The following is a 26,256-nucleotide window of genomic DNA, read 5'->3' on the forward strand; positions in this document are numbered from 1 at the left end:
GTGACTGCGACTGCGACTAAAAATTGACGATTTCAATCCCCTCACTTATGTAAACTATGGTCTTCTTAGCCACCGTTAAACCCATCTCCCTAAGTGCAAAAGCATAGCCATTAAGCTGTTTTTCATACGCTTCTTTGTGCGCACCGGTCTTATAATCAAGCAGATAGGCCTGCCCGTTGCGTATGGCTACCCTATCGGGCTTAATGTTGGGCATATTGGGCGCTATAATGCTCTGTTCGTTATAGATAGCGTTGCCTTCCTCAAAAAACACGGCAAGGTCAGGATGCGTAACCACCTGTTTCAGAGTACTTTCCATCTGTTCCATCTGCGGGTGGGTAATGAGCCCCTGTTCTATGGCCTTCATGAGCGCCAGCGGGATGTCGCTCTCCGTTTTTACGAACGACAGCACCTCATGCACCACGTTACCAAACTCAATCGCCTGAGCCTGAGCATTTCCCCACATCAAACTCTCGCGTTGGGCAATTTTTACCCTGCGGGGATTAAAACGCTCCTTCACAACCTGTATAATATTCGGTTTTGGGGCTAATTTTTCACTTTTGGACTTTGAAATCACATTTCCAAAAGCATATTCTGCAACCGATTCGCTGAACACATTTTTATGCATCAGGAATTTTATAAAATAGCTCGACATATTATTGGTGAGTTCGCCCCGCGAAGTAAAATTGCGGTTCGAAATAATGTACAGCTGCTCCTCGGCACGGGTAAGCGCCACATAGAGTATGTTAATGTTGTCCAGCAGGGCCTCTTGTGCCTTGGTTTCATACAGTTCCTTAGCCTTATCGCCATATTGTGTAACCGAACTGCTGCTGTCTATCAGCGCTTTCTGGAATTCAAACGTGGTATCATCCAGCTCCAGCCACAGCTTGTCGCGGCGCGAACGGCTGTAGTCTTCCTCGGCAAACGGAAAGATAACCACCGGGAACTCAAGCCCTTTACTCTTATGTATAGTCATAATGCGCACGGCGTTCTCCCCCTCGGGTGAGGGTATGCTGAATTTCTGGCCGTTCTTGTCCCAGTAATCCAAAAAGTCGGCAATACCGCTTTGGGTGCGCATATCGCGCTCCAGCACCAGGTCAAGGAAGTACTGCACATAGCTCTGGTTGGCCCTGTCCTTAATAAAAGCGTCTATAATGCTCTCCACGGCTTCGTAAAGCGACTTCTTCCGGCACCCCTTAAACGATATGTGTATGCCGTGCTGGCCGAGCCATTGCTCCAAGGCCTCCTCATCTTGCTGCTCCATACCGGCGGCAATAAAATCATGCGTGGGCAGGGCCGTTTGCGTACCCGCCGCAAAATACAAAAAGTGCGTCTTGGCTTCGCGGTTGTCGTTACTTTTAAGATAGCGCAGCAGGTTGAGTATCAGCTTTACTTCGGTAGCGCTGTCTATCAGCAGTGTTTCAGACGATAATATCTTAATGCCCTTTTCGGTAAGGTAGGTTGCTAATAGTATGCCCGGCTGGCGTTTCCGCGTAAGCAGTACAATATCCTTCAGCTCAAAGCCCTGCGCCAGCACCTTTTCAATAGTTGCCAGTGTAGCCTCAAGGTACAAATCATCCTTACTTACCTCTTCATCCAATACGTCATCACCAGCATTTTCTCCCCCTTCGGGGGTTGGGGGGCTTATAAAGCTAATGTTTACATACCCGCCTGACTTGGGGTTGGTATCCTGTGCGCTGGCGGCATACATGGCGGCATAATCCTCATGCTCAAACTCGCCTGCCAGAAAGGTAAAAAAGCTGTTATTAAAGGTAATAACCTCAGCAAAACTGCGATAGTTGGTGCCCAGTACCAGGGTTTTCTTATCGGGGTTAGAGAACGGGTTAAAGCTATCCTTCCCCAACTCAATAAACTGCTCTGCCCGGCCCCCGCGCCAGCGGTAAATACTTTGCTTGGGGTCGCCCACCAGCATTAGCGTGCCCGGCCCGGCGTGCAGGTCTTCCCCCGCAAGGGCGTTATCAATCAGCGGCACCAGGTTGTGCCACTGCATGTGGCTGGTATCCTGAAACTCATCTATAAAAAAGTGGCGGTAGCGTTCGCCCAGGCGCTCGTAGATAAACGGTGCGGGCTGGTTTTGTATCTCCCGGTGTATGATGGCATTAAACTCTGATATCGAGAGTACATTCTGCTCGTCCTGAATGCGTTTCAGCTCCTGCCCTATACTGTTGAGCAGCGAGAGCGGCGTAATGTTCTTCAGGAATGCCGCATAAAAGTTTTTCTTCTCGTAGTTTTTATACACCGCGCCTAAAGTACCAATCAGTTTTGGCGCAAGGTTTTCAATGATATCGCGGTCTTTGGCGGTTTTATTGACCTGGATATCGTCAGTTTCAAAATATTTCTTGTGGGTAGGCTTCAGCTCGTTGTCACGGATGTACCCCAAGTGGTTGGTAAACGTACCCCGGCTGAACGACTTGTGGTCTACCCCATGCTCATCAAGCAGCGCAAACATATCGTTCGCCAACTGGATGCTCTCGTGCTCCAGGGCATCAATGGTCTGCTTCAGCTTTTCCTTTATGAAGAGGAAATCGGCAATGGTCTTGTTCTCAAACTGCGCCAGCTCGTTACGGTTGTTTTCGTCTACCAGCAGCCTTCCGGTTTCAAACAGTTCGTGGGTTACATCCCAGCTTTTATCATTATCGGTCTTATCCAGTGAAAAATCCACAAGCAGCGAAGTCAGTACCGGGTCGTCGCCCGCCTTGGCAATAATGGCATCAACGGCCTCCTGTAGCAGCAGGTCGGTTTCCAGCGACACGTCAAAGCTTACCGAAAGGTTCAAATCGTGCGCAAAAGCCCGTATTACCTTGTGCGTAAAGCGGTCTATGGTGCTAATATCAAACGCTGCATAGTTGTGTATAATATTCTTAATAATAGCCTTGGCCTTATCGCGAATTGTGGCAATGCTCAGTCCTGTTTCCCCGCCAATTACTTTCATCAGTTGCAGCCCACGGTCGCTGGTATCGTCCTTTGCAAAGTCGCTCAGGTTTTCCACAATACGGCGCTTCATTTCCTCAACGGCCTTGTTGGTAAAGGTAATGGCCAGTATGCGGCGGTAGGCATCATCAGTATTGGCGGTAAGCAGCAGGCGCAGGTATTCCTTAACCAGCGTGTAGGTCTTGCCGCTGCCGGCAGATGCATTATAAATAGAAAAAGCGGTGTGTGGCATACTACAAATGTAGTGAAAGGCGGGTTGGTTGTAAGAATGTTTTTTAACTTTGTAAAAATCTCACTCTCAACATGAAAACAATACTCTCCTTTATTTTATTGCTGTCATTATCGGCAATGGCACAATCATCGTTCACATTACCAAAAGGGTATGTAAGAAAAGAAATCCCAAAAGAAAATTCAGAGGAACTCAGGCAGATGAACTATGGCGATGATTTTTCTATACGATTAGAAAACGACACCATAAAAACATTTAAAACGCCACTAAAAGATGATACGCAACTTGCTTTTAATAACGGCCTGCTTACAGGCAGTGACCATGGTGAATGGGGCGGAAAGCTGATTTTTAAAGCATCGGGAAAAGAAACCCTGATAAAAAAGGGCAACATCTTTCTGATTTTTGAACTAAACGGCAAAGTCTATTTTATAGAGGGCTTGGCTCATGGGATACTTAATGATGGTGCTATTTATGAACTAAAATATTCCGGCAATGCATTTAGCTATGAAAAAGTATTTGAATTACCCGGCGCACCAGAAGCGTGTGAAATAGTAAATAACAGAATATACATTGCCACCTTTGGCGATTTTACCATAATAAACAACTGGAAAGCAGAATATAACGAAAGAAGCTTTTGGGAAACCCTCTACCCCAACTCGCTACTGATAGAAAATGAAAACAGCATATTTGTAGGCTTGCGCGGCGGGATTGCCCACCTGGCACCGCAGACAGGCAAAACGACCCTGTATGTAAAAAATTAGACCACGCTTTCAAGATAGGAAACGTACCCTTCGGCAGGCTCAGGGTGATAACGTGGATTTTTTACATTGCTTTCTTCAGGTTCCTTTCTTCACGCTCCGTCATCGCGAGGAGGAACGACGAAGCGATCTCACTCAGCGGCTCAGCAGCTTATAAAGGGCATGAGTGGCATTCCCCTCCCATGCAGGTCCCGATAGCTATCGGGACGTAGGGCGGGATGGGTTTGTAAGCCCTTTCTTCACAAATGCATCCTCCTACCCTGAAAGGGTCGCGTGCATTAGCCCCGGATGAAATCCGGGGGGACGTGAAAAACATTCCCGTTCAATATACCGGGCGTTGCCCCGGGCTAATACACGCGACCCCTTCAGGGTCGGCAAATACCTACCGTATTACCCACTCATTTCCCTCATCCTGCGTTAAAACCGCCTGGCTCACCTCGCTTTTCTTCGGTTTCAGGCTGCTGTAATAATCAAAACGTATACACAAATGCCCGTTCTCAGGAAAGAAATCATGCTCCCTGTCATCAACATCTAAAACATCCGGAAAAGCAACGGCCTTTACAGCGTTTGGGTCTGTAATATCAATAAGGTAGCATACACGCGCCTCATGGGGCAGGGTTGACAGCTGGTGCTTATCAAAACTGCAATAAACATACCGCCTGTTGCCAAACGTAATAGCATAAGCCGTATCTATAATGCTGCGCCCCTGCTCATACTTAAACTGCTCAAGGTTCCACACATAATTACCGTTAAGCATACGGGCATTTTTTACCGCCATTTTTGGAGTTATAAAAATATCCGAAAGTGGTTTTTGATAACCCGCACCATAAGAAATAACCGACGTTGTACTGTCTGAAAACATAAACGTTAACGGAAAATCTTTAAAGGTATACGTCCTGTACGTAACATCATCATCAGTTTGCATAACAACCTGCGGGCCTATTGTAAGGAGAGTAAGCTCCGGCACATCATAAGACAGGCCTATGGCCTTGCGTGCACACGAACTGCAAACCACAAAAACACACAGGAGGATAAAGCTGAGGAGGCGCATATAATTGTTTTTGCTGCAAGATAGTAATTTTATGAAGCCATTTCGAACCTACCCATGCTGCCATTCATTGCCTAAAAAACTCAGTAACTCAGCAGCTCAGTAACTCAGCAGCTTCTCCTCACAACCACCAAATTAGCATTTCTTACTTCAAATTATAACAAAATCTTATCGGCACCAATCAGTAAAATCTGTAAATTTGGTCTTCAAATTTATTATTAACCACCTAAACAGGATAAAAATGGCATTTGAATTACCAAAACTTCCTTACGCATACGACGCCCTTGAACCGCATTTTGATGCTAAAACCATGGAAATACACCATACTAAGCACCACAATGCCTATACTACAAACCTTAATGCAGCCATAGAAGGTACCGACCTTGCCGGCAAAACCATCGAAAACATACTGCTTAACCTTGACCTTAGCAATGCTGCGGTGCGCAACAACGGTGGTGGTTTTTACAACCACAACCTGTTCTGGACCATACTTTCGCCAAAAGGCGGAGGCGAGCCTACAGGCGAGCTTGAAGAGGCTATAGACAAGGCTTTTGGCTCTTTTGAAGAGTTTAAGGCTAAATTTGCCAAGGCAGCTGCAACACGTTTCGGCTCTGGCTGGGCATGGCTTTGCGTGCACCCGGGCGGCAAGCTTGAAATTTGCTCTACAGCAAACCAGGATAACCCCCTAATGCCTGAAATAGGCTGTGGCGGTACGCCAATACTTGGCCTTGACGTGTGGGAACACGCGTACTACCTGCACTACCAAAACCGCAGGCCTGATTATATTGAGGCATTCTGGAACGTGGTTAGCTGGGAAGAAGTTGCCCGCCGTTATGCCAACGAGAAATAAGATTTCCACAAACAAACATAAGAACGGGTGCCGAAAGGTGCCCGTTTTTTTATTGGTTTCAAGAATCCGTGTCATTCTGAGCGCAGCGCAACGGAGTCGAAGAATCTCCATTGCTTTTGCCATAAAACAACTATAGCCTTAAAACTTCCAAACTCCTTTTCTGTATATTTACCTGCAAACCACAACCCTTCCTCTCATGAAAAAACTAAGCACCATCCTGCTGCTTACCGGGCTACTGGCCGGCGCCATAATATGTTTCCTAAACTACAGGGCAGCATCCAAATATGAAGCCTCAATTATACCCCTAACCCAAAACGAAACCTATATCAAAGCTGGCGAATACACCGTTTTTACTACCGCCGCACCCCACCTTGCCAAAGGTTTTGAGCTAAAAGACAAAAACGGCAACACGGCCTATACCGTTGCACCCCCGCAACAACCACATATACTGTATAGTACAACAACAATTACTACAAACAGCACCGTATACAATTCATTTGGCGACCTTGAAATAAAAAAGGCAGGGCTTTATACTACTACACCCATTGGCAAAAAAGCACCTTACTATTTGCAGGATGTAAGCATACAGCAAAAATGGCTCAGCACTGCTTCGGTTTATGCCATAATCTGGTCGGTTAGCATTCTCATATTTAGCGTTGGCGTTATCTTACAGATTATTATCTTTATCAGGAAAAAGACAACACTACAACACCCAACATCTTAATACTTAATACCTGATACTTAATACAAAAATGCCCTACACCGAAGCCACTATACAGCGCATCCGCGAAATACTACAGCAAAAAGGAGCCGATTTTTATGAGAAAGCCATGTTTGGCGGTATTTGCTTTATGGTAGACGACAAAATGCTGTGTGCCTGCAAAATCGACAAAGACACCAAAGAAGACCGCCTCATGTGCCGCCTCTCCCCCCAAGCAAGCGAAGAAGCCCTGAAGCAGGACGGCATTACCCCAATGGACTTTACCGGCAAAAGCATGAAAGGCTACATATATGTAGAAGCCGCTGCCTTTGCCAGCACGCGCGATTTAAACCACTGGCTGCAACTGTGCCTGGACTACAACCCGCTTGCAAAGGCTTCTAAAAAAGCTAAGTAACTAAGCAGCTTTTTCTAAAACAACCGCAACTGCTCACCCTTTGTACCGTCAAACAAATCGCAATTAAGCGGCATCATCCCTTTATCAGCAAAATACTTTTGCCGCCCTACTCTAAAGGTGGTGTGAATCATCTCAGCAATATTTCCCTCCCCTTTCCGGCGCTTTGCCACGCTCTTTTCGCCCAGCTTGCCCCCGTGCATACTGGCTATGTGGTGCAGCACCTTTTCTTTACGATCGGGGTAATGCTCCTCCAGCCAGTCAACAAACACCGGCTCAACGGTATCGTTAAGGCGCACCAGGGTATAGCCAAAGCTGTGCGCGCCTTTTTCGCTTATAACTTTAAGGATATTGAGTATCTCCATACTGTTTAGCCCGGGTATAATAGGCGCCACCATAACGTTAGTAGGTATCCCGGCCCGGCTCAGGGTTTCCAGCGCCTGTAATTTAGTATTGACCGACGACGTACGCGGCTCCAGCTGCCTCCTGAGCGTTTCATTTATAGTAGGTATACTAAGCGATACCGAAACCAGGTTTTTCTCTGCCATGGGCTTTAAAATATCAAGGTCGCGGGTTACAAGCGCGTTCTTGGTAAGGATGTCTACCGGGTGACGATAATCCAGGCACACCTGCAGCATACGGCGGGTAATTTGCAGCTTGCGCTCAATGGGCTGGTAGCAGTCGGTATTGCCACTCATAAGTATGGGCTCGGGCTTGTATCCGCGCTTTTTAAAGAATTGCTCCAGCAGCTCGGGCGCGTTTTTCTTGACGAGGATTTTCCGCTCAAAGTCAACCCCCGCACTATAGCCCCAGTACTCGTGTGTGGGCCGGGCAAAGCAATAGGCACAGCCGTGCTCACAGCCTTGATACGGATTCATACTGTAGGCCATGTGCAAATCAGGGCTCTTTACAGGGTTGACAATACTTTTAGGAAAAACCTCCAGTATTTCGGTTTTGGCCGTTACCTCTTCAAAATCATCATCATAAATGGATTTTTCGTAACGGTGCTTTAAAAAATGGTTGTGAATGTTTTGTACAGCGCCCTGGCCTTTGATTTCTTTTTTCATAGCTGCCTTAATTTAGGCAACCAAATTACAGATTATTAGAAAATAATCTTATATTGAAATTGAAAATTATCAACATTAATTTGGACTGAACCCTGTGCGCACCTGTAGCGGGCTAAAAACCTGGTCTTTCCAGTAATTAATAATATCGGTAAATACCCTTTTCAGGTTTTGGGTATCCATTGTGCGGTAGTAACAGTGTACAAAAGTGTGTGCGGGTTTGCCTTTAAGCGCTTTTGGGTGTATCAGGAAAACATAAGCCACTTCGGATATATTAAATTTTTCATGCATGTACACCATGTTGCGGCTATCGGGCAGCTGCAATCCCGGTGATGCTGCATTTTGCAACACTAAAAACACTTCATTATAATGCATATTTAAGTATCCCGAAGCCTTGGCAGCATCAGTAAAACATTCCACTTCATTGGGTATATTCAGTCCGGCAAGCAGTTCATTCAGTTCGCCGCATACCTGTTCGTCGGTTTCCACCAGCAGTATTTTTCCATCTTTGTCCATCTCTCATTCATAGCGTTAGGTGATACTACAAAGTTACTGTTTACAGGGTGTTACAACTTATAATATTTTGCCAAAACTGTTATTAAACATATTACAGAAGGGTTAAACATTACTAAAATATCACAAAACAAACCGCCCGGGCTGGTACACAACCCGGGCGGAACCTTACCTATAAAAACCTAAATCACTCTTTTACAATCCTGAGTGTTTGCCTGCGGCCAGCCGCTTCGGCACTCAGTACATATACACCCGCGGCAAGCCCCTGCATATTAAGCGTTCCGTTACCCGGTTGCTGTTCCAGCAGCTTTTGCCCGGTAAGGCTATACAGCGCCAACGCCCCGGTAAAGGGTTCAGCACCTGCGGTTACCGTTACAACGTCGGTCACCGGGTTGGGCCAGGCGCCCAGGCTGTTTGCACCAGCCTGATTGGGCAGGCCCATAGCACCGGCTTCAGCAACAACAATATCGTCAAGGTAAAAAAGCCCCTGCGAACCTGTGCTCCAGGCGTCAAACATAATGGTATACGCCCCCGATGCACTTACCGTAAAAGGCTGCGATGTAAAATCAGTAGTGGTAGCACCTGTTATGGAATCCTGGGTGGCAAGCGTTACAGATGTCTGGTCCTGCGCAACAAGGTAAACGTTAAGGCTGCTTATGGTAAAATCAGGGTTGCTGTTGCCATACCTGTAAGAAATGGTATAAGAAACCCCCTGGGTAAGCAACAGCGGGCGTAAGTATAAGCTTGACCCTACCGATGCAGAAGGATCCATGCCAAACTCAGTATTAATAATAGTATTAAACGCCAAAACATTACCGTCAAAACCGGGTATAGGCCCGGCCAGGGTTTCAAACACCTCCTGCGAGGCAAATGTAACATTAGAGCTGAATACACAATCAGGCAGTACAGGAGCGGTGGCTGCTTCAGCATCAACCTCATACGGCAGTGCCACAGGAGGGCACTGCTGTGCTGAGGCCATTTGGCGAAAAGCCAAAAGAACAAGGGTTAGTGCAATTTTTTTCATGGTATCTATTTTTTTTGTTGTTGTAAAACTACATTGGCATCTTATAATGGCAGTTATAAAAAAACAGGTTAAAGTTGTATATTTCCTTTATGGCTATTTGCTATTACGGTTTACATATACCCATCCGGTTACGTTACTGCCGTCATGCTTTAATATACGATAGTAGTAAGTACCATCGGGCAGTATGCTGCCGTTATTAGTCTGGCCATACCACTGGGTTGTATAATTGGCGTGGGCATACACCTCCAGCCCATAACGGTTATAAATATTAAGCTGCGACACATTGTGCAGGCTAAGGTCAAAAGCATCGTTTTTTCCATCTCCGTTTGGCGATACCCCTTTCGGGATAAGTGGCTCCCCACAAAATACATCAGCCACTACATACGTATACGTTAATACACAGCCCTCTGCCGAGGTAATAGTAAGTATGTAATCGCCGGTTTCAGCCGTTACCAACTGTGGCCCCTGCGCTGTAAACCCACCGGGCATTTGCCATCTATAGGTTGCCGTGGCAGCGTTAAAAGAGCCATCCTGCGGCGCAGCACTTAGTGTATAGCCATTTGCCTCACACCCTTCAAAAAATGTAGCCGCTATGGTTTGCTCTGTTACCGTTGTACTTTGTGTAGTGCTACAGCCGTTTAGCGTAACCGTTAAAGAATAAGTGCCAAAGCCCTCCGGCAGCAATGTGGCGGTATTACCCACCGGCTGGCCGTTAAACTCCCACAAATAGCTTGCTTCAGCCGCATTAAAAGTAAAGGTATCGGGGCCCAGCACTATGCCTGCTGTGGTACAGGCTGTAAAAGGGCCTGCAAGGGTAAACTCCGGCGGGGTGGTTATGGTAATTTCTTTGTTAATAGTGCGCAGTTCTCCCATAACCATGGCTGTTACAGTAACCGTATAAGTGCCGGCCTGCGCATAAGTGTGCTGTGGCGAAGGTTGTTGTGATGTGTTGCCGTCGCCAAAATCCCATTGTGCGGTTTGCGGCGGTGCACCGGGGCCGGCGGTAAATTGTGTGGCGCTGCCCAGGCACAGGCTTTCGACATATATTGAGGGTAAAAAACTGGTTTCTATAAAGTTGGGCATACCCAGGTAAGGCAACCTGCCGCCCAGCGAAACGCCACCCAGTTGCCAGTTGCAGCCGGGCCCTAAAATGTCGGGGTTGTTAATTACCGAAAGGTCGTTTACAGGGCCCACAAAATAAATTTTACCGTCCGGGCCCAGTTGCATGCCCCATACCGTCATGAATTCACCATCAGATAAAACCTGTACAGAAGCCGGTATGTTATTTGCCAGGAGGTTAAACTGCAAAATTCCCCCATCCCACCAGTCTGAAATATACAGCACATTGCCCGATGGCGAAAAAGCCACACAATAAAGGGGGCGCGGGCCGCTAAGCACAATACCGTTGCTAACCAGCCCTGTGGCGGCATCAAAATCAAAAAGCTGTGCGCCGCTAACCTCATTGGCTGTTGCCAGTTTTGTGCCGTCCGGCGAAATTTTCATGCAGCCCATACTGTCGCCCGATTCAGCTTCAAATGAAAAACCCAAGGCACTGGTTACGGGCTCCGGGCTTATGCCCTGTGCCGTTAATAAAAAGCTGTAAAACACATTCCCCGGAAAGCCGTGGGTAGTAATCCACACATCGGTACCGTTGCTGTGCATAGTGCCTGTAAGCTGCTCTGATGTAAAAGGTACAAGCTCAACATTTTTGTCATCTGTAATACGGCCCAGCCCGCCGTTGGCATCCATATCAACAACAGAATAGGTAAGGCCGCCCTGTGCCTGGTACTGCACTGTAAAAATGTAGTATATGTTGTCAAAGCCCGGCTTGGGCACAATAAGGGCCGACTGTGCACTGGTAATCATACCCAGCAGGCCGGTACCGTTTTCCATAACCTCGTGGTTTTTATTCCACACCGTCATGCCATTGGTGTAAAACAACAGGCTGCCGTTTTCATCGGCCATTACCGCCGAACCTTCATCTGAAGTAAGTGCGCCATCCAGTAGCGGCACGGGTGCACCGCTGTTAAAATCAAGCCCGGCATTAATACCAAAGTACCAGATATTTGCCTGCTTTTGCGAAAATGCCGCCACAACCTGCAGCAGCATAAAAACATACACAATCTTTTTCATAAGCGCTCTGTTTATAGGTTATAGTGCAAAGCTATATCCCTTAAAATGAAGCGTATTTATTAAAAAACCGGGTTTACTTGTATATTTCCAGTAAAGTGGCCTGAAGCCCGCCGGGGGTATAGCCGCTGTGTGCCTTTATAAAGTTGTTAAAGTTGGCCGGGCAGTCAAAATTAAGCTCATAGGCTATTTCTTTCAGCGAAAGCGTGCCCAGCAGCATAAGGCGGCAAATTTCGAGCATCAGCTCTTCGTGTATAAGCTTCAGGGCGGTTTTGCCCAGCCCCGCCTTGCAGGCATCGTTAAGCTTATCAGCCGTGCAGCCCAGTATGGCACAGAAGTCGGTTACCTTTTTCCTTTGCGATATGTGCTGTGGTAATAATGAGAGAAAATTAAGCACCAAATCCTGCCTGCCCAGTTGCCGCTGCGCACTGTGCACCTGCGGCAGCGACAGCAGTATTACCTGCAAATAGCTGTACAGCCGCTGGTTTACAAAGGCGGTATTTTCGGTTCCATCCATAAGGGCGGCCATGTGCAGGGTAAGGTCATACAGGTGGTTAAACACAGCACCGTCAAGGTTAAAGGCCTGCTCTTTAAAATACAGGTGGTAGTGGTGCAGCGGGGCTATATGCCTGAAAATGTCTTTACGGAATTGTATAAGCAGCCCTTTGGCATTGCCCCTGTTCATAAGGTGTACCTGCCCGGGGTATACCGCATAAAACTGCCCTGCCCCCAGCGTGTATGATTTACAGTCTATTACCTGAGAGCCTGTGCCGCTTTTTATAAGGATTATTTCAAAATAATCGTGGCGGTGCGGCTTGTGATAGTCATACGGGTTATTGTAGTCCAGCGGTTCTATAAGCAATGCTTTTCCGGCATCGGGCAGCGCTATGTGGGCGGGTAGTACGTGTAAGGCGTTCATACTATTACGTTTTAGTGAAACATTTCAAGCTATAGGTGCTAAATAAACACTTAAAAACGCTGAATGCCCCATACAATTTAGTATTTGCCGCGTTTGACTTAGAATATAATAAAAACCGCCCGGTTCAGTTTCCTGCTCCGGGCGGCCCTACATAAAACAAACAATTAATCTAAAATAATTCAGAAAAGAATTCTGGATTATGCTATTTCCAGCCACCGCCCAAAGCCCTGTAAAGCTCTACTATGGCAGCATACTGAAGGTATTTATTATTGATAAGGTCAAGCTCGCTGTTTAGTGCATTGTCTTTTGCGGTAAGCACCTCAAGGTAGTTTACCAGGCCATACTCTAATAGTTCGTCGCTATAGTCAGCTGCCGTTTTAAGGGCGTCTACCTGCTGCGTACGGATTTCAAGCTTTTTGGTTTCGTTATTGTAGTTGGCAAGGGCATCGCTCACCTCGCGGCTTGCCGTTACCAGCGATTGCTCAAAAGCAATGTATGCCTGTTCCTGTGCTGCCTTGCTGGCTTCATACTTGCTCTTTATCTGCCTGCCGTTAAAAATAGGCTGTGTTAAGCCTGTAAGCACGCTGGCAAAAAGCGAGTTGGTATTAAACCACGTTTTAAGGTCAACACTCTGAAGGCCGCCCTGCCCCGTTACCGTAAGCGACGGGTAAAACGCGCTGCGTGCCACATTGGTAAGCTCAAACGCATTGATAAGGCCATATTCGGCAGCAATAACATCGGGCCTGTTTTTAAGCAACGATGCACTGTAGCCCAGCTTAATTTCGGGGTTAACCTGTTGTACTGCAAGGGTGCTGCGCTCAATTTTGTGTGGCGCTTCGCCCATAAGCAGGCTCATGCTGTTTTCAAGCAGTATAATGCTGTTTTTAAGGTCTTCTATTATAAGCTGCGTGGCAAAACGCTGTGCCTCGGTTTGCTTAACGCCTACCTCATTAGTGTTACCGGCATCTTTAAGCGCCTTTATAACCTCTACGCTTTCCACACGGTTTTCAAGTGTAGATTCTGCCAGCTTAAGCTGCTCATCAAGCGCCAGCAGCTGGTAATACATATTGGCAATATTGGCAATAACCGATGTTTTAATGGCCTGCTGTGCCGATATGGTTTGCAGGTAGCTGGCGTTATACGCACGCTTGTTGCTGCGTATCTTACCCCATATATCAGCCTCCCAACTCAGGTTTGCCGTTAGCAGGTAAGTATCTATGCTTCCGCTGAAGAACGAGCCAAACTGGCTGTTTTTTGCCAGCTGCTGGTGCTGCCAGCTTGCCGTACCGCTAAGCGTAGGGAAGTAAGCCGCCTTGGTTTGCTTAAGGTAAGCCTCGGCAGTTATAATGTTTTGCATGGCGGTGCGCACGTCAAAATTGTTTTGCAGCCCTTTGTTAATATGCTGTTGCAGCACAGGGTCGGTAAACATTTTATCCCAGCTTACATCGGCCAGCGAGGCGCTGTCCTGTGCCGCCACTTCGGTACGGTACAGGTTTTCGGCTTTTACATCGGCCGGCCTTTTATAGTCTTTGGCAACAAAACAACCCTGAGCCATAAAGCCCACAGCCGCCAGTACCGTTATTTTATATACTATGCTTTTCATTTATGCTTCAGTATTTTGAGGTTCTGCTTCCTGCGTGGGCTTGCCGCTTAAACGCTCCTGCAGCCCCTGGAAGATTACAAACAAGATAGGGATTACAAACACCCCAAACACGGTACCCACAAGCATACCGCCCACGGCGCCCATACCTATACTGCGGTTACCCACAGCACCCACACCGCCTGCAAAGGCAAGTGGCATAAGGCCAAAGATAAACGCAAACGAGGTCATAAGGATAGGCCTTAAACGTGCCTGTGCACCCTCTATAGCCGCCTGTACAAGTGGCAGGCCGTGCTTGCGCCGCTGCATGGCAAACTCTACAATAAGGATTGCGTTTTTGGCGAGTAGCCCTATAAGCATGATAAGCGCCACCTGGAAATAAATGTTGTTTTCCATACCGGCCAGCTTAACAAAGCCAATGGCACCCGCAATACCCACAGGCAGCGACAGGATTACCGATAGCGGTACAATATAACTTTCATACTGCGCACTTAGCAGGAAGTACACAAATATCAAACTCAACAGGAATACACCCGCTGCCTGGTTACCCGCAATAATTTCTTCACGGGTCATACCGCTAAACTCATAAGTATAGCTTTTAGGCAGGTGCTGTGCCGCCACCTCTTCAATGGCCTTAATGGCATCGCCGCTACTAAAGCCTGCATTACTCTTACCATTAACGTTAACGGCCTTAAGCATGTTGAAACGCGCCACAGCCTCGGGGCCGTAAATTTTCTTGAAGCTTACAAACTGGCTTATGGCCACCATTTGCCCGCTTGAGTTGCGCACATATATTTTGTTGATAGACTCTTCATCGGCACGCTGGTTGGCCTCTGCCTGAATCATTACACGGTATTGCTTACCAAAACGGTTAAAGTCGGTAGTATACAAACCACCATAGTAACCCTGCATGGTGTTGAATATAGTAGTGGCCGATACACCTGCATCTTTAGCCCTTTCTATATCAATATCCATTTGGTATTGTGGGAAGCCCGGGTTAAAGTTGGTAATGGCATACTGAATTTCAGGGCGCTTCATAAGCTCACCCAAAAACTCGTTGCTCACTTTACTTACCGTAGCCCAGTCGTCATCGCCGGTATCCTGAATTTTAAATTCAAAACCATCGGCCGTACCAAAACCGTTAACACTTGGCGGTGTAAAGAACAGCACCTTGGCATCTTTAAAGCCTGCGGTCTTGGCAAAAAGCTTGCCCACCACGGCATCTACCGTCTGGTCTTTTTCGGTACGGTGTTCCCAGTCTTTAAGCTTTATAATGGCAAACGCATAAGAGCCACCGTTTACACGGTTAAGCAGCGAGAAGCCCACAACCGTCATACGTGCCTCAACAAGCGAATCGGCCACAAGTATGGCATCAAGCTCGTCTACTGCTTTCTGGGTTTTCTCTAAAGTTGTACCCGGCGGCAGTGTAATATCGGCCATTATAATACCGCGGTCTTCGTTAGGTATAAACCCTGAAGGCGTAGAGGTAAACAGCCAGAACGTAAGCCCACAGAACGCCAACAGCGCCACAACGGTTATCCACCTGCGTTTTGCCAGCTTTTTAAGAGAGCCTACATATTTATTGTTCATCGTATCAAAACCGGCGTTAAACGCGGTAAAGAAACGGTCTTTGAGGTTTTTCTTTTTGTGCTCGCCGTGGTGTTCTTTGTGCGGTTTAAGGAACAGCGCACACAGTGCAGGCGAAAGCGTAAGGGCGTTTACTGCCGAGATTACAATACTTACTGCAAGGGTAATGGCAAACTGCTGGTAAAACACACCCGATGGCCCTTTAAGGAACGACACCGGTATGAATACCGCCGCCATAACCAGGGTTATCGACACGATAGCACCTGTAATTTCGCTCATGGCAGATAGCGTGGCCTTTTTAGGGTCCTGTTCGCCCTCATCGAGCTTGGCGTGCACGGCCTCCACCACCACAATGGCGTCATCGACCACAATACCAATGGCAAGGATCATCGCGAAAAGCGTAAGCATGTTTATAGAGAACCCAAACAGGTTAAGGAAGAAGAACGTACCTATAATAGCCACCGGAACGGCTATAGCCGGAATTAGCGTACTCCTTACATCCTGAAGGAACAGGAACACCACAATAAACACCAGGATAAAGGCTTCAATAAGTGTATGGATTACCTTATCTATAGATGCATCAAGGAATATCTTGGTATCAAACGGCACCACATACTCAATACCTTCAGGGAAGGTAGGCTTGATTTCTTCAAGGATACGGTTAACCTCTTCAATAATCTCGTTGGCGTTAGAGCCCGATGTCTGGAACACACCTATGGCCACACCATCTTTGCCCATACCGTAGTTCTTCTGGCCATAGTTAAAGGCACCAAGCTCTACTTTAGCCACATCTTTAAGGTGCAGGAAGTTACCGTTGCCTATAGCTTTTACCACTATATTCTCATAATCCTGAACCTTGTTAAGGCGGCCTTTGTATTTAATTACATATTCATAAATACCCTGTGCGTTTTCGCCAAATTTACCCGGGGCAGCCTCTACGTTCTGCTCGTTTAGTGCAGCCTGTATATCGGCCGGGGTAAGCTGGTAGGTAGCCATTTTTTCAGGGTCTATCCATATACGCATAGAGTAGTCTTTGGCACCAAATACGTTTACCTGGCCCACACCCTTAACCCTTTGCAGCCTTGGCACAAGGTTAATTTTGGCATAGTTTTGCACATAAGTACCGTCATACTCCGGGTTTTTAGAGTATAGCGAAAGGAACATAAGCGCACTGGTTTGGCTCTTTACGGTAGTTACACCTGTAGCCACAACCGCCGCCGGAAGCTTAGGCGTGGCACGGGCCACACGGTTTTGCACGTTTACCGCAGCAATATCTGGGTTAACACCAAGCTCAAAAAACACGCTTATGTTAGCCGAACCGTCGTTAGCGGCGCTACTGGTCATGTAGGTCATGCCCTCTACACCGTTTATCTCTTCCTCCAGCGGTATAACCACCGAGTTAAGCACCGTTTCGGCATTGGCACCGGTAAAGGTAGCCGTAACCTGCACGGTAGGCGGGGCAATTTCAGGATACTGCTCTACCGGTAGTGTGGTAAGGCCCAGTATACCCAAAATGGTTATCAATATCGAAATTACGGTACTAAGTACCGGCCTTTCTATAAAAGTCTTTAGCATTACTTCTTATTTCTTTGTTGTGGTTGTGGTTGTAGTGGTTGTTTTAGTAACTGTAGTGGCTACAGTATCTTTAGCTGCAGCCGAATCTGCCGCAGGAGCCTCCTCCTTAACCGGTTCCGGCACAATGGCAACGCCGTCTTTAAGCTTGCTGGTGCCTTCTACCACTATGGTTTCGCCTTCTTCAAGGCCCTCGGTAATAATATAGTTAGTGCCCGATGTTGTGGCAATGGTAACAATCTTACTCTTAACCGTGTTGTCTTTGCCTACAACATATGCCATTTGCTTGCCCTGCATATCAAACACGGCATTTTGTGGCACTACAAGTACATTTTTGTGTACTACCGGAATGCGCACTATACCATTGCTGCCGCTTCTTAGCACGGCCTGCGGGTTATTAAACTCTGCACGGAACTGTGTAGTACCTGTAGAAGCGTTTACCAATCCCTGAACGGCATCAAGCCTGCCTTTCTGGTCAAACTCGCTGCCATCTACAAGCAGCAGGCTTACCGCTGGTGTGTTTTTTAGCTTGGCCTCAAGGGTTTTGCCTTCAAAGGTGCGGGTAAAGTCAAGCATTTGCTTTTCGTTCATAGAAAAGTAAGCGCGTATAACGCGGGTATCGCTCACGGTAGTAAGCGGGTCTGCCATTGTAGAGCTTACCAGTGCACCTTCCTTAAACGGAAGCGCGCCTATAACACCATCTACCGGAGATGTAACGGTAGCATAGTTAATGTTAGCCGCCACACTGCCATAAGCGGCCTTAGCCTGTGCCAGGTTAGCCTTGGCGGTTTCAAGCTGCACGTTGCTTATAATTTTGCGGTCTACAAGCGGCTTAAGGCGATCTACCTCTACCTGTGCGGCGTTAACTGCGGCTTTTGCAGCTGCGGCATCCTGGTTTAGGGTTTGGGTTTCAAGCTGGAAAAGCACCTGGCCTTTGCGAACCTCCTGCCCTTCATCTACAAATATTTTTTGTACAAAGCCGTTAACCTTCGGGCGTATCTCCACATTCTGGCGGCCTTCAAGGTTAGCAGTATATTCTTCAAAAACAGTAGCATCCTGACGGGTTACGGTTTGCACCGGATAAGGCGCGGGGCCCTGTTGTGGCGGGGCCTGCTGCTCTTTTTTACCGCAGGAAGTCAAAAGTGTAAACGCTGCAAGAGCGCTAAATAACAAACGGTTTTTCATTGGGTGTATTTAATTTGTCTTTTTGATTAATTGATGATGAACTCTATTTTCCTTCTTTTTCTATTTTCTTAAACTTTTCAATGGTTTTGTTAAGCAGGGCTTCCATTTCAAGCACGTGCTCACGGTACACAATTGACTTTTCAAGCTCAAAGTTTCCTGCCTGGCAGCTAACGGTTTGCTGGCGGTAATCCAGCATCCTGTCCATTATATCTTTTTCAAAGGCAATCATTTTCAGGTAATTGTCAAAACGCTCGCTAAAGGCCGATGGCCGGTAATATTTCTTCCTGTCGCCCGGCAGGGTATAGTAGGTAATTTTACCCAGCTTAACCAATAAATTAAGGTTGGTTGATATGGAGCTTTTACTTGCCCCCATTTGCTCTACCAGGTCGTCAAAACTGTATTCTTTTGTGCAGGCGTCCAGTATAAGTGTTGCCAAAATGCGCGACCCAAGGGGTGGCAGGTGGCCTATGTTTTCAAAGTGAATTCCAAACAGCTCTATAAGTTCTTCCCGCTCCTTTTTTAAATCTGCCATTTTACCATTATAAAGAAATTTGGCGCAAAGATATACATTAGTTCGGTTAGTTCGGTTGCAACCGAACCGTTAAACTTTTGTTAACTACAACCAAGCTGCGTTACGCCCTCAACACAACCCACACATATACAAGACTGTAGAAAAACAGAAAAGTTTAAAAAAAGCTAAAATAATTTTTCAAAATGAAGCAATGAGATAAATTAAAACATTGTATTAACACCATTAAAGCGCTGTTAATTTGATAATTTGATTTATTTTTGCCCGGTAAAAAAATAAAGATGTCGCTAAAAAAAGCCTACCTTATTGTTATCCTTGTACTACTGGCTGACCAGATTAGTAAAATCTACGTAAAAACACACTTCATGCACGATGGGTTCACAGAGGTTTTTTCGTGGTTCAGGATACAGTTTATTGAAAACGAGGGTATGGCATGGGGCACCAAGATACCGGCATGGCTGGGCGGCAAAATAACCCTTACCCTTTTCAGGATTGGTGCAGTGGGCCTTATTGGCTGGTGGCTGTGGGATTCGGTTAAGAAAAAGCAGTCGCCTTACCTTATCACGTCAATCGCGCTGATACTTGCAGGTGCTTTTGGTAATATTATCGACTCTGTTTTTTATGGTGTAATATTCGAACACAGTATGGGCCAGGTTGCAGAATTCAGCACTGCAAACCACTACGGCAAATTGTTTGAAGGTAAGGTGGTAGATATGCTGTATTTCCCTATAGTTAAAGGCAGCGATGGCAATACACTTTTCTTTAATGCCATCTTTAACCTTGCCGATGCCGCAATATCTGTGGGTGTGGGCATACTTATTGTGTTTAATAAAAAGGCATTCCCGAAGGCTGAGTAATCAGTGGTCAGTATTCAGATAGCAGGTGGCAGTTTTCAGTAGAGACAGATTGAATCTGTCTCACATAATTCTATCACACTTTACTGTGAGATTGCTCCACTCCGCTGCGCTCCGGTCGCAATGACAAAAGTATCTTAAAACGCATATACCCTTTCAGGCGTAACGCAAAAATCAAGGGCTATATCCGTATCATTATGCGGAATTTCGCCCTCAGCGGCTTCAAAAAAACTTAAGCCCACCCTGATTACATCCGGCCTGCATTCGTTCAGGAAACGGTCATAAAAACCCTTCCCGTAGCCCACGCGGTGGCCTTTGATATCAAACGCCAGTAGCGGCACAAACACCACATCCATTTTGGCAGAAGGCACCTCGAGGCCATCTACCGGTTCGGGTATGCCATAGGTGCTCAGTGCCAGTTTTGTGTTATCGGTAAGGAGGTAGTGCACCATGGTGCAGGTTTCAAAATCACTGCGCGACACCACTACTTCCTTATCCTTACCGGCCAGTATATTAAGCACCACGTCAGTATGTACCTCTTTTTGGTTTTCCATACTCAAAAAAAGGTGGTAATACGTTTTGTTCCAAATATCAAGCCCCAGCAGGCGGTTGGCAATGGCCAGGCTTTTTTGTTCTATTTCGTTAAGGGTAAGCACCTGGCGGAGGGCTTTGTAATGGGTACGCAGTTCTTTCTTGGTCATGTACAAATATAAAAAAATCCCGCAGGCTTGTGGCCAGCGGGATTTCAGCAAATATGTGTTTGTTGTTTTAAGCTTTATTAGTTATTGGGCACGTTACTGTTCTTTTTACCGTAGGCAAAATAAATAATAACACCCAGCGCCATCCAGATGAAAAGCCTTAACCAGCTTTCTGCCGGAAGGGCATACATAAGGTACAGGCATACTACAATACCGGCAACAGGCACAAACGGCACAAGCGGGGTGCGGAATGAACGTGGTGCATCTGGCATTTTTTTACGCATAATAAGCACACCCACACACACAAGGCAAAATGCCAGTAGGGTGCCAATACTTACCATGTGGCCCAAATCGCTTACCGGCACAAAACCCGCAAAAAGGCATACAAATACCATAAAGAACAGGTTGGTTTTCCACGGGGTGCGGAATTTAGGGTGAATATCACTAAAGAATTTAGGCAGTAGCCCGTCGTTACTCATTGAGTAAAACACACGGCTCTGGCCCATAAGCATTACAAGGATTACTGATGTATACCCTGCAAGGATGGCTATAATAAGCCCCGTTTGAAGAAAATCATAACCGGTAACAGCAAACGCCGTAGCTGCCGGTTTGGCATCGCCTGCAAACATATGGTAAGGCACAAGGCCTGTCATTACGTGGGCAAACAATACATAAAGGATAGTACACACCACAAGCGAACCCAGTATACCAATAGGCATACCTTTTTGTGGGTTTTTAGCCTCCTGAGCAGCAGTAGAAACGGCATCAAAACCAATAAAGGCAAAGAATACCGTGGCGGCGCCGGTGGCAATACCACTCCAGCCAAATTCGCCTTTAACGCCAGTATTTTCAGGAATGTATGGGGTATAGTTGGCTTCGTCTATAAAGCTCCAGCCAAGGATAATAAACAGTAATACCACAGCCACTTTTACCACAACAAGAATATTGTTCATGGTAGCCGATTCTTTTGTGCCCCTTATAAGCAGCAGCGATAGCAGCGATACAATAAAAATGGCAGGCAGGTTTATAATACCGCCTTCAACAGTAACACCATTAACCGTAAGTGTTTCCCATGGCGAACAGCTTAATTCAAGCGGTATGTGTATGTTGTATTTAGATAAAAGTTCGAGCAAATACCTCGACCAGCTAACCCCTACTGTTGCGGCACCAAGGGCATACTCCAGCACAAGGTCCCACCCTATTATCCAGGCCATAAATTCGCCCATTGTGGCATAGCTATAGGTATAAGCACTACCTGCAACGGGTATCATACTGGCAAACTCGGCATAACAAAGGCCTGCAAAGGCACAACCCACAGCCGCCATAATAAAAGAGATGGTAACGGCAGGGCCTGCGTGTTCGGCCGCGGCAATACCGGTTAATGAAAACAAGCCTGCACCTATAATAGCGCCAATGCCCAGTGCTACAAGGGCTCCTGACGACAGCGTGCGCTTAAGGCCCTTTTCAGACTCATCGGCTTCAGATAATAAGAGAGATAATGATTTCTTCTTCCAGATTGACATATATAGTTGTTAGTTATAGTTTAGAAGTCCCAAATATAGCCTTTTCCTATTTATTACAATAATTTTAACAAATTAATATCTGTTACTGCATTTTTATTGTACTGATTTTAAACACCAAACCCACTTTACGGGTATAAAGTGGGTTTGGTATAAAAATACTCGATAAACAAAAATTATGATTTCTTCCTGCTGCGGGTGGTTTTAGGCTTCGCTTCTTCAGCGGGGGCCTCCTGTGCAGGGGTTTCAGTTGCTTCTTCAGCTTCTGCAATAATTTCTTCCACTATTGCAACGGTTTCGGCATTCTCTTCGGCTACAACCTCAGCGGCCTCATGATATTCCTCAACCTCAGCCTCGCTTAAAAAGCGAATGTCTTTATAGGTTATTTCAAGAAGGCTACCGCTAACGGCCTCTTCTATAAGGCCAAAGAACTTTTCGTTGCCTTTGCCATTTACGTTAGTGCCCCACAGGTGAAAGTAACCGTATTTCTTAACTTCTTTCTTTGTGGTTTTCTTGCCTTTTTTTGCCTTGGTTTTTTCTACTACGGTAAATTCAACCAGCCTTAAATCTTCCCTATTCATCTTGCTTGTTTAATTTTACAATTAATTTACGCAAACTTAACGTATCGCAAACAAAAAATTTACATTTCAATGTTAAGGATTGCGGTAACCCCAAAAACTTAACATTGGAAGATAATTCTTATTCTTTTTTGCCCTGCTCCAATTCTTTCATAAGCTGTTTTATAAAGAAATACACCACTACTGCATTTGCCAGCCCCAGGTAAACGGATACCGCTATAGCCTCGAAATTGCTGGTAGAAGGTGAAAAGGCCTTCTCAAAAAAAAACAAGGTTATAAGTGCGCTAATCCAAAACAGGATAAACGCAGGAGTTAATATCTTTTTCATATGGTAAGGTTTTAATCGCAAAATCCGTATTTATCATCTTTGTCGCCTTTTTTGCCCGTGGTTACTACAGTGTGCTCATAAAAATGTTCTTTTTTAAGCACACGGTCCATAAAGCTTACCACACCGGCCTGGTCTTTGGCAAACATCTCATCGCTATACTCGTGCCCGCCGCCGCAGTAGGTAACCATGCGTGCTGTGCCCTGTAATTCGGCTACGTGCTTGAAGATAGAATACCCGCCAAAAAACATAAGCCACCCGCTTGCATTTGTGGGGCAGTAATGGTGTGCGGCATTATCATAAGGTACAACAGGATCTACACTGCCGTGGAAAAACAGCATGGGCAGCAGGTTTTGTTTGGTAATAAGGTTCAGGTCCATTACAGCTCCCGAGCCCGATATTACACCGGCATACTTAAAATCAGCCGGAAGCTTTTGGGGGTACAGCGCCATAAGGTTCCTGTCCCAATAGGCGGCGTGCAGCACGGTTTCGGCACCGGCGCTGCTGCCTGATATAAATATTTTATTGGTATCAATGTTATACTTCCCTGCTTCTTTTATAAGATAAAGGGTGGCCTGCCACAGCTGGTTGGCCGCAATCTGGAATGCCTTAACCTTTTCGGGCACCTGGCCGCCGCAGCTAAAGTTTTTATCTTTCATGTACAGCGTGTAGGTTATGGTAGCTGCCACATAGCCGTGTTGTGATGCATAGCCGCATATATGGTGGCCGTCTTTGCGCTGGCCGCCGCTAAACCCCCCGCCGTGCACGTGTATAAGCAGCGGTAGTTTTTCTTTCGATTTTTCTTTGGGCACAAACAGGTCGAGCTCCAGTTTGGTAGAGTCGTTTACAAAATAGGTAAGGGTTTTAAAATCCTGGGCGCTTGTGGCAAAACCGGCAAGAGCTGCAAAAAACAGGAGTATTTTTTTCATTATTGAGAATTTGGTTCTTACAAACTTAGCAAATTCCCATCAATACTATTCCTTATTCTTTCTCAAGCTCTTTATTAAACCCCATTTTGATGTAGTCTTTTTCCCTTTGGTTGAGCGCGCGCCCTTTTATTTCGGCATAAATAGCAAGGGCATCTTCCATCTTGTTTACACCTATATCATAACAGGCACTACCCCATTGATACAGCGCCACAGCAAGGTTTGTAGTAAACACTCCCGGCTTAATCTGCAATCCATCCATTTCTTTGCCTTTTATGGGTATAAAAAAGTCAAAATCGCCCCCTTCAGCAGTTTGTTTGATAACATACGCCTTTGTTTCGGCCTGGGTCATAATCATCATGCCCGACAGCTGTGCACCCGCAACTTTTTCTGCCTCGATTATAGCAAAAACCTCTTTACGTATTTCTTCATTAGGTATAATGCTATACTTTTTACCGTTAAAGGTAAGCTGGCCGTTAGCTATGGCCGCTTTAGGGTCATAACCGTTAGCCACCAGCTCTTCGGCGCGCAGCTGAGATATATCGCCCTTTGCCTTTAAATCAAACTCACGGGTTTTACCCGTTGCCGGATATACTAAAAACAACTGCCTTTTTGGGTACAGCCTTACCATTATAAGGCCAAGTGCCTGCTGGTTTTTAGCAACTACATATGATTCTGCCGGAAGCTCTACAGCGGCTTTAGCCACCTGTACCACAGTAGGCGTATCGGCAATATACACCGATGAACCTTTGTTTTCAAGGTTATTGCCCATTGTGTAGTAATTAGAAACTATGGTAAGGCCGTTTACCACTTCTTCGTTGGTTATAACCGAATTAAAAACAGGGTTGCCGTTACCGTCTTTTTGGCAAAATGCCGCCTGAGCCAGCAGGAGAGTGAACAGGAGGAGTTTTTTCATTATTGAGAATTGTTTGCACAAACTTAGTAAATTGCATCCATCTTAAGACGCTATTTCATGTGAAGACGAAGGTATTTGATGGCTTTTCTTTAAAATATTCTTCGGCAGCTTTTTAAGCAATCGCTTTGGCAGTAGCGGATGCACCAGCTGCCCTATATAATGCTCAGGGAATTTTTCTTTAATACCGGTGGCTTCCGGCTCATAACCCGGGCTGTAATGCGTGCCGAAAATAACATCCATAAGTGGGCTTATATTGGCATAATTGCCGCGGTCGCGCTCCAGGTCGTGGTGCCAGTGGTGCATTTCGGGCGAACCGATTATGTATTTAAGAACGCCAATATTAAGCCGTACATTGCTGTGTATGTATATGGCCCAGATGCCCCTGAAGGCCACCAGTATCCCCAGCACATTTAGGTCAAAACCCATAATAAATGCAGGCAGGTTTATAAGCGTTATGGTATAAACGGAGTCCAGCGGATGCTCGCGGTGGGCGGCAAGCCAGTCAAGGTGCGGGGCGCTGTGGTGCACTTTATGAAACCGCCACAAAAAATCTACCCTGTGCTGCAGCCTGTGCCCCCAATAAATAAGCAGGTCGCTAAACACAATTACCTCAACACACTGCAGCCAGAACGGCTGGCTTTGTATGGCGCTTCTTACCGCTACGGGCATAATGCCCTCTATACGGCCTGCAAAGTAGCCTATGGCGGCAAGCACAAGGCCGTTCCACAGCAGATATTGGCCCAGGAAGTAACACATATCGAGCCCCCACTGGCGGCGGAATATTTTTTGCCCGGGCTTTGCAGGAAATACCTTTTCCATAGGGATAAACACCAGCGACAGGAACACAAAACAAACACCGGTAAACGGAAGCATATTAAGAAAATCCATACTACTGTTTTTTACTTTTACGCACAGGCCTGGTTGTTGCCCTAACACTATCGGCAAGTACACCATCAACAATTTCCCGCACTTCAATCACAGGCCCGGTCCCGGCAAGCTTAGAAAACTTTGCCGATGGTATCATAACTTTTGATGAAGGGAAAAAAGAAGGGTTTTCAATTTCAATATTCTTAGCCTTAAGCAATGAATCCATGTGCCTGCGCATTTGTGGGCTTGCGGGTATAGCAACTTTAGAAGATGACATAATAATCCTGTCTATTTCTGCAATAGAATCGGCTTTTTTTCTAAAAAAGCTTTCCGGAGATTCATCAGTAACCGCGCCGCCGTTATGGCTGCCCTGGTATGTGCCATTGGCATTGCCCGTAAAGTAACCGGACTGGTATAACACAAAAACACTTATACCCGAAACAAACAGGCTAAGTGCCATAACTTTTTTAAGGAGGTGATTTTTCATACTGGTAAGGTTTGTT

24 protein-coding genes are annotated in these 26,256 nt (G+C 46.3%); 5 read left to right on the forward strand and 19 right to left on the reverse strand.

What is annotated here, in order from left to right; all coding sequences use genetic code 11:
• Positions 1–16 precede the first annotated feature (16 nt).
• Positions 17–3,181: a UvrD-helicase domain-containing protein gene (locus tag AM279_RS12815; protein ID WP_054408426.1), complete on the reverse strand. Its 3,165-nt coding sequence runs from the start codon at positions 3,179–3,181 to the stop codon at positions 17–19.
• A gap of 71 nt (positions 3,182–3,252) precedes the next feature.
• Here AM279_RS12815 and AM279_RS12820 point away from each other — a divergent pair, with 71 nt between their 5' ends.
• A complete protein-coding gene (locus tag AM279_RS12820) occupies positions 3,253–3,939 on the forward strand; it encodes a hypothetical protein (RefSeq protein WP_143090452.1) in 687 nt (228 codons plus the stop codon).
• Between the two features lie 379 nt (positions 3,940–4,318).
• On the opposite strand, the gene AM279_RS12825 is transcribed toward AM279_RS12820, so the two are convergent.
• Positions 4,319–4,987: a hypothetical protein gene (locus tag AM279_RS12825; RefSeq protein WP_054408428.1), complete on the reverse strand. Its 669-nt coding sequence runs from the start codon at positions 4,985–4,987 to the stop codon at positions 4,319–4,321.
• 238 nt (positions 4,988–5,225) lie between these two features.
• Here AM279_RS12825 and AM279_RS12830 point away from each other — a divergent pair, with 238 nt between their 5' ends.
• From AM279_RS12830 to AM279_RS12840, 3 genes are all read left to right on the forward strand, one after another.
• The gene (locus AM279_RS12830) at positions 5,226–5,834 is read left to right on the forward strand and encodes a superoxide dismutase (protein WP_054408429.1); all 609 of its coding nucleotides are present in this window, start codon (positions 5,226–5,228) and stop codon (positions 5,832–5,834) included.
• Between the two features lie 196 nt (positions 5,835–6,030).
• The gene (locus AM279_RS12835; protein WP_054408430.1) at positions 6,031–6,558 is read left to right on the forward strand and encodes a hypothetical protein; all 528 of its coding nucleotides are present in this window, start codon (positions 6,031–6,033) and stop codon (positions 6,556–6,558) included.
• A 28-nt stretch (positions 6,559–6,586) separates the two neighbouring features.
• The gene (locus tag AM279_RS12840; RefSeq protein ID WP_054408431.1) at positions 6,587–6,949 is read left to right on the forward strand and encodes a TfoX/Sxy family protein; all 363 of its coding nucleotides are present in this window, start codon (positions 6,587–6,589) and stop codon (positions 6,947–6,949) included.
• Between the two features lie 14 nt (positions 6,950–6,963).
• Here AM279_RS12840 and AM279_RS12845 read toward each other — a convergent pair whose 3' ends face one another.
• The 9 genes from AM279_RS12845 to AM279_RS12885 all read right to left on the reverse strand — a co-directional run bounded on the left by AM279_RS12845 (position 6,964) and on the right by AM279_RS12885 (position 19,072).
• Entirely contained in the window at positions 6,964–8,013 is a 1,050-nt protein-coding gene (locus AM279_RS12845) for a PA0069 family radical SAM protein (protein WP_054408432.1), read from the reverse strand.
• A 75-nt stretch (positions 8,014–8,088) separates the two neighbouring features.
• A complete protein-coding gene (locus AM279_RS12850; protein WP_054408433.1) occupies positions 8,089–8,526 on the reverse strand; it encodes a hypothetical protein in 438 nt (145 codons plus the stop codon).
• A gap of 184 nt (positions 8,527–8,710) precedes the next feature.
• Positions 8,711–9,547, reverse strand: coding sequence for a T9SS type A sorting domain-containing protein (locus tag AM279_RS12855; protein WP_054408434.1), 837 nt, complete (start codon positions 9,545–9,547; stop codon positions 8,711–8,713).
• A gap of 93 nt (positions 9,548–9,640) precedes the next feature.
• Positions 9,641–11,680, reverse strand: coding sequence for a T9SS type B sorting domain-containing protein (locus AM279_RS12860; RefSeq protein ID WP_054408435.1), 2,040 nt, complete (start codon positions 11,678–11,680; stop codon positions 9,641–9,643).
• A 73-nt stretch (positions 11,681–11,753) separates the two neighbouring features.
• Entirely contained in the window at positions 11,754–12,596 is an 843-nt protein-coding gene (locus tag AM279_RS12865) for a helix-turn-helix domain-containing protein (protein WP_054408436.1), read from the reverse strand.
• 202 nt (positions 12,597–12,798) lie between these two features.
• Positions 12,799–14,199: an efflux transporter outer membrane subunit gene (locus tag AM279_RS12870; RefSeq protein WP_054408437.1), complete on the reverse strand. Its 1,401-nt coding sequence runs from the start codon at positions 14,197–14,199 to the stop codon at positions 12,799–12,801.
• Positions 14,200–17,358: an efflux RND transporter permease subunit gene (locus tag AM279_RS12875; RefSeq protein ID WP_054408438.1), complete on the reverse strand. Its 3,159-nt coding sequence runs from the start codon at positions 17,356–17,358 to the stop codon at positions 14,200–14,202.
• Positions 17,359–17,364: 6 nt separating this feature from the next.
• A complete protein-coding gene (locus AM279_RS12880; protein WP_074961706.1) occupies positions 17,365–18,540 on the reverse strand; it encodes an efflux RND transporter periplasmic adaptor subunit in 1,176 nt (391 codons plus the stop codon).
• Positions 18,541–18,583: 43 nt separating this feature from the next.
• Entirely contained in the window at positions 18,584–19,072 is a 489-nt protein-coding gene (locus tag AM279_RS12885; protein ID WP_054408439.1) for a GbsR/MarR family transcriptional regulator, read from the reverse strand.
• Between the two features lie 278 nt (positions 19,073–19,350).
• Here AM279_RS12885 and AM279_RS12890 point away from each other — a divergent pair, with 278 nt between their 5' ends.
• Positions 19,351–19,926 carry a lipoprotein signal peptidase gene (locus tag AM279_RS12890; protein WP_054408440.1) on the forward strand — a complete coding sequence of 192 codons (576 nt, stop codon included), beginning with the start codon at positions 19,351–19,353 and terminating at the stop codon, positions 19,924–19,926.
• A gap of 134 nt (positions 19,927–20,060) precedes the next feature.
• On the opposite strand, the gene AM279_RS12895 is transcribed toward AM279_RS12890, so the two are convergent.
• The 8 genes from AM279_RS12895 to AM279_RS12930 all read right to left on the reverse strand — a co-directional run bounded on the left by AM279_RS12895 (position 20,061) and on the right by AM279_RS12930 (position 26,240).
• Positions 20,061–20,624 carry a 5-formyltetrahydrofolate cyclo-ligase gene (locus AM279_RS12895; protein ID WP_054408441.1) on the reverse strand — a complete coding sequence of 188 codons (564 nt, stop codon included), beginning with the start codon at positions 20,622–20,624 and terminating at the stop codon, positions 20,061–20,063.
• A 77-nt stretch (positions 20,625–20,701) separates the two neighbouring features.
• A complete protein-coding gene (locus AM279_RS12900; protein WP_054408442.1) occupies positions 20,702–22,144 on the reverse strand; it encodes an amino acid permease in 1,443 nt (480 codons plus the stop codon).
• A 173-nt stretch (positions 22,145–22,317) separates the two neighbouring features.
• A complete protein-coding gene (locus AM279_RS12905) occupies positions 22,318–22,722 on the reverse strand; it encodes a hypothetical protein (RefSeq protein WP_054408443.1) in 405 nt (134 codons plus the stop codon).
• Between the two features lie 118 nt (positions 22,723–22,840).
• Entirely contained in the window at positions 22,841–23,047 is a 207-nt protein-coding gene (locus tag AM279_RS12910) for a hypothetical protein (protein WP_054408444.1), read from the reverse strand.
• 11 nt (positions 23,048–23,058) lie between these two features.
• Positions 23,059–23,973: an alpha/beta hydrolase gene (locus tag AM279_RS12915; RefSeq protein ID WP_054408445.1), complete on the reverse strand. Its 915-nt coding sequence runs from the start codon at positions 23,971–23,973 to the stop codon at positions 23,059–23,061.
• Between the two features lie 52 nt (positions 23,974–24,025).
• Positions 24,026–24,886 (reverse strand): hypothetical protein, encoded by an 861-nt coding sequence (locus AM279_RS12920; RefSeq protein ID WP_054408446.1) that lies wholly within the window; start codon positions 24,884–24,886, stop codon positions 24,026–24,028.
• Positions 24,887–24,928: 42 nt separating this feature from the next.
• Positions 24,929–25,774: a sterol desaturase family protein gene (locus AM279_RS12925; RefSeq protein ID WP_054408447.1), complete on the reverse strand. Its 846-nt coding sequence runs from the start codon at positions 25,772–25,774 to the stop codon at positions 24,929–24,931.
• Position 25,775: 1 nt separating this feature from the next.
• A complete protein-coding gene (locus AM279_RS12930) occupies positions 25,776–26,240 on the reverse strand; it encodes a hypothetical protein (protein WP_054408448.1) in 465 nt (154 codons plus the stop codon).
• Positions 26,241–26,256 lie beyond the last annotated feature (16 nt).

The sequence above is a fragment of the Flavobacterium akiainvivens genome, from assembly GCF_001278115.1.
Taxonomy (GTDB): Bacteria; Bacteroidota; Bacteroidia; order Flavobacteriales; family Flavobacteriaceae; genus Flavobacterium; species Flavobacterium akiainvivens.